The organism is Pseudorhodobacter sp. (assembly GCF_030452865.1).
Taxonomy (GTDB): Bacteria; Pseudomonadota; Alphaproteobacteria; order Rhodobacterales; family Rhodobacteraceae; genus Pseudorhodobacter.
The window spans coordinates 1-3,932 of sequence record NZ_JAKDLJ010000344.1 but is presented as its reverse complement, the minus strand read 5'-3'; the positions used below and the strand labels follow the sequence as shown (position 1 = coordinate 3,932).

General features: G+C 56.1%; 7 protein-coding genes and 1 pseudogene. 5 read left to right on the top strand and 3 right to left on the bottom strand.

Annotated elements, in window-relative coordinates:
* Positions 1 to 60: 60 nt before the first annotated feature.
* The 5 genes and pseudogenes from L0H65_RS15955 to L0H65_RS15930 all read left to right on the top strand — a co-directional run bounded on the left by L0H65_RS15955 (position 61) and on the right by L0H65_RS15930 (position 2,394).
* Positions 61 to 429, top strand: a complete 369-nt coding sequence (locus tag L0H65_RS15955) for a hypothetical protein (RefSeq protein WP_301460105.1) — start codon at positions 61 to 63, stop codon at positions 427 to 429.
* A 39-nt stretch (positions 430 to 468) separates the two neighbouring features.
* Positions 469 to 918 carry a hypothetical protein gene (locus tag L0H65_RS15950; RefSeq protein WP_301460103.1) on the top strand — a complete coding sequence of 150 codons (450 nt, stop codon included), beginning with the start codon at positions 469 to 471 and terminating at the stop codon, positions 916 to 918.
* A gap of 74 nt (positions 919 to 992) precedes the next feature.
* On the top strand, positions 993 to 1,187 hold the full coding sequence (locus L0H65_RS15945) for a hypothetical protein (protein ID WP_301460101.1): 195 nt from the start codon (positions 993 to 995) through the stop codon (positions 1,185 to 1,187).
* Positions 1,184 to 1,749, top strand: a pseudogene (locus L0H65_RS19825) (phage virion morphogenesis protein). The gene L0H65_RS15945 and the pseudogene L0H65_RS19825 overlap by 4 nt, the downstream one beginning before the upstream one ends.
* 363 nt (positions 1,750 to 2,112) lie before the next feature.
* On the top strand, positions 2,113 to 2,394 hold the full coding sequence (locus L0H65_RS15930; RefSeq protein WP_301460095.1) for a hypothetical protein: 282 nt from the start codon (positions 2,113 to 2,115) through the stop codon (positions 2,392 to 2,394).
* 152 nt (positions 2,395 to 2,546) lie between these two features.
* Here L0H65_RS15930 and coaD read toward each other — a convergent pair whose 3' ends face one another.
* The 3 genes from coaD to L0H65_RS15915 form a co-directional block, all read right to left on the bottom strand.
* Positions 2,547 to 3,038 (bottom strand): pantetheine-phosphate adenylyltransferase, encoded by a 492-nt coding sequence (gene coaD / locus L0H65_RS15925; RefSeq protein WP_301460094.1) that lies wholly within the window; start codon positions 3,036 to 3,038, stop codon positions 2,547 to 2,549.
* Between the two features lie 120 nt (positions 3,039 to 3,158).
* Positions 3,159 to 3,593, bottom strand: a complete 435-nt coding sequence (locus L0H65_RS15920) for a CBS domain-containing protein (protein ID WP_301460092.1) — start codon at positions 3,591 to 3,593, stop codon at positions 3,159 to 3,161.
* 69 nt (positions 3,594 to 3,662) lie between these two features.
* Positions 3,663 to 3,932: LysR substrate-binding domain-containing protein (locus tag L0H65_RS15915; RefSeq protein ID WP_301460090.1), on the bottom strand; the 270-nt coding region annotated here is incomplete at its 5' end.

The window sequence follows — 3,932 nt, the reverse complement described above, 5'->3', positions numbered from 1 at the left end:
CATGAACAGGGCTGATCGCCGAGGGGAAATGCAATCATCCGGGATGGAACAGCTATCGAAGTGTTCCGCACCGGGACATTCTCGCCCATGGGCGCTGCCCCCCAGACCATCACCGAAGAAAGTCTGAAAGAGATTGCCAGCGGCTATGACCGTGAAAACGCCCGCGCCCCGGTTGTGATCGGGCATCCAGACATTGATGCGCCCGCGGTTGGCAGGGTGGAACACCTTTATGTTGAACGCGGTGTGTTGAAAGCCACGCTGAAAAACACCGTGTCAGAGTTTGCGACCTTCGTAAAAGAGGGGCGCTACAAGCGCATTTCAATCTCAATGTTTTTACCGAACAGTTCCGCAAACCCGAAACCCGGTAAAATGTATCTCAAGCACGTCGGCTTTTTAGGGGCCGCAGCGCCCGCCGTGCCGGGATTATAGCCTGTCAGGTTTTCGGGCGCTGCAGGGGATAGCTTCTGGATGTCCCAAGACAAGCCTGCAACGGCTTCCTATGGCGAAGCGGGGGACGAGCTGACCCGCCTGCGCCTTCAAACTCGAAGCCATGAGATTGATCGGTTGATTGATCAAGACCGCGTCCTGCCAGTGTTCAAGGATGAGGTCTTGGCCTTCGCTGCCACCTTGGACGATCAGGAAACCGTCAGCTTTTCAGAAGGCGCGCCCGCCAGCACCCGCAAAGATTGGTTTATGTCCTACCTTGCCCGTCAACCGCAGGTCATTTCTTTCGGTGAAATGGACCTTGGGCAAGATCCTATCAGCCACGGCGCAGGACGCCCAAGACACAACATTCCTGACGGCTATCAGGTTGATCGGCAGAATGATGATATGTTCTTTGCGGCACAACGGCTGGCAAAGGAAAAGGGTATCAGCTTTGCCGATGCTGTTGACCTCGTGATTGAGGGGCGTGGGTAACGGGCAAGAATTACAAAACAGGGAAACCACCGCGTAAGCCACGTCGTGACACGTTCGCCCGCAACCGGAAACATATGCTGCTAACGAAGCCCTACATCGCAGGCGAGAAAGATCAAGCCCTTTGCCTGCAATGCTTGCAATGGGCCTTCGAGACCCGCGACCTGTCGGACGTTCCCCATATGCACGTCGTTAATGTCGCGCAGCGCTATTGCAACGTCGTGACCGGACGGCATCAGCCATGGCTTGATTGGGTGCAGACCTACAAATGACCGGAATTTCCATACGCGCCGAATTTTCGAATGATGAACTTGTCAGATGGCTTGAGGATTTCCTTGAGCGTATGGATGACAAAAGCCCATTCTTTAAGGCAGTAGGTAGCCAACTCACGAATTCCGTTAGCGCTCGATTTGACAAAGAAGTGGGATCGGACGGCAATGCTTGGACACCACTTCGCGCATCCACCATCCGCGCGCGGATCAAGCGCGGAAGATCGGCAATCGCCATATTGCGTGAAACCGGGGGCTTGCCGGGTTGATCAGCTATGAAGTTGGGAGCGACTATGTTACCGTGGGTTCAACGCACTGGTTATCGCCAACCCATCAGTTGGGCGCAACTATTGCAATCCCCGCTCGTGAGGGAACCATCTATCGCATGAAGGGCAAAAATGGTCAGGTTGGACGCCGCTTCGTGAGGAGGGAGAAAGCGAACCACCAAACCAAGGTCAGTTTCCCAGCCCATTCAAGCACCATCCCGGCCCGACCCTTTATCGGCATATCAGCCCAAGACGAGGCCAACATCTTCGAGGACGTGCAGGACTGGTTGACGCTATAACCCGCAATCGGGTTGCGTGGAAGGGCGGCCTTCCAATCACAGTCAAAACGTCACCGAAGATGATCACCGCAAAAACCCCTAAATCCTGACAGATGAACCGCCCCGTTCCAAGTGCGCGGTAGATGCACAAAAATGTTGTCTGAATGTCAGGAAATTGCGCGAATTATGCTGCCTGAATGAGCGGTATCCGCGCCGTTCCGACACCCTCCCCGCATCTTCAATTCCGATGAATACCAGCTAACCCTTTGGCAGGGCTTCATTCCCATCGCTCTCCCACCGTTCCCAATGAAAGACACCCCCCCCTCCACTGATCCGCCTGTTTCCGGCTACTCTGCGCCACACACAGGCAGAATAGCGACAGACATGCACAGGGCGCATACCGAGATTGCCGCGACCGGCCTTGTTAGCGCAATCATTCCAGCCGATATCATCATCAGGACAGTGGACATGGGGTTCATGGTCCGGATGGATGAAAGAGTGAAGATGATGAAACTGATCAAAAACCTGAAAATCGCTGCCCGCAACTACGCCCGCTACATCGCGACCCGGAATGAAATTGCCCGGATGCCGCTTGATGTTGCTCTCGACCTGGGCATCTTTCGCGGCGATGCGGATAAAATCGCGCGCAAAGCGGTGTGGAACTGAAACCGGGTTGCACAGCGGCATGTGTTGCCGCCCATTCCACAAACAGGGCGCAATAGGCGCCCCGTTTCGCAAGGAGCGGACGAAGGCAATGACACATTCCCTCATCTTGGCCAAAATACCTATTGGACCAGGATGCAACACGCGCACCGCTATCAGGAAAACCGCGCCAGCAACGCATCCTTCACTGCAGGCGTCACGAATTTGCTGACATCGCCACCGAGACGCGCAATCTCTTTCACCAGTTTCGACGCGATCGCCTGCCGCCGGGCGTCGGCCATCATGAACACGGTCTCGATCGAGGCATCCATCGCGCGGTTCATTCCAACCATCTGAAATTCATATTCAAAATCCGCGACCGCACGCAAACCGCGTACGATCACAGTCGCACCGACGTCGCGGGCGCAATCAATCAGCAGATTCTCGAACGGATGCACGACGATGCTGCCTCCGGTCTTTGCGATGATCGGCGCGCATTCGGCCTCCACCATGGCAACGCGTTCTTCGAGCGAGAACAGCGGTGCCTTGTCCCGGTTTATTGCAACGCCGATCACCAGTTTATCGACCAGCGCCATCGCCCTCTGGATGATATCGGCATGACCCAGGGTAATGGGGTCGAAAGTTCCGGGGTAAAGTCCGGTGCGCATGACTGCTCCTTATCGTGACCCGGACACGCAACATTATCAGCCAACGGTTTGCAAGCGCGAAATCACCCGGAAGGCTGCGCGGATTTTCGTTGAAAAATCGAAAGCCTCGCGAAAAAGCCGTCAAAACCCCTTGATCATCCCTTCCAGCGCATGCTTCTCCATCGCCAGTTCGGAAAGCCGGGCCTTGACGACATCGCCGATAGAGACGAGGCCGATCATCACATCACCATCCATCACGGGCATATGGCGAAAGCGGCCGTCCGTCATCTTTTGCATGACCTGATCGGCAGTGTCCCCCTTGGCACAGCCCACGATTTTCGCGGTCATTGCACTCTCCACCGGATCATTCAGACAGCCCGCCCCGCGTTTGCCCAATTCGCGCACGATATCGCGCTCCGACAGGATGCCGGCAACATGCTTGCCGTCATCGGAGATGATGATCGCACCGATTCTCTTCGCCGAAAGTACGGCTGCGGCTTCGTTCAAGGGGGTGCCGGGTTTGACCGTGATCACTTCCGCCAATGGTTTCGATGTCAGGATCTGTTGGACCAGCATGGCAATCTCCCTCTTGATACGGTTTGGTTCAGCGTCAACTCCCAAGGCCATGCCTGTCAAGTCAAAGCTTCATGGCGCGGCTTCGAGGCCGGGCAATTCCCGCCGTACCCCGGCGATCAATTGCTCACAAAACCGGTTCAGCCGCGCAATTCCGGCGTCATCCGCGTGGCGCACCAACCAGTAACTGCGGGTCAGCGCAACGCTATCCGGCAACACGCGCACCAGCTCCGGCGAAAATGGCATCACGAAATCATGCACCATGCCAACGCCTGCCCCTGCCCGCAAAAACTGGGTCTGAACGGAAACCGAATTGGACGACAGTTCCGGGGCGGTTGCACC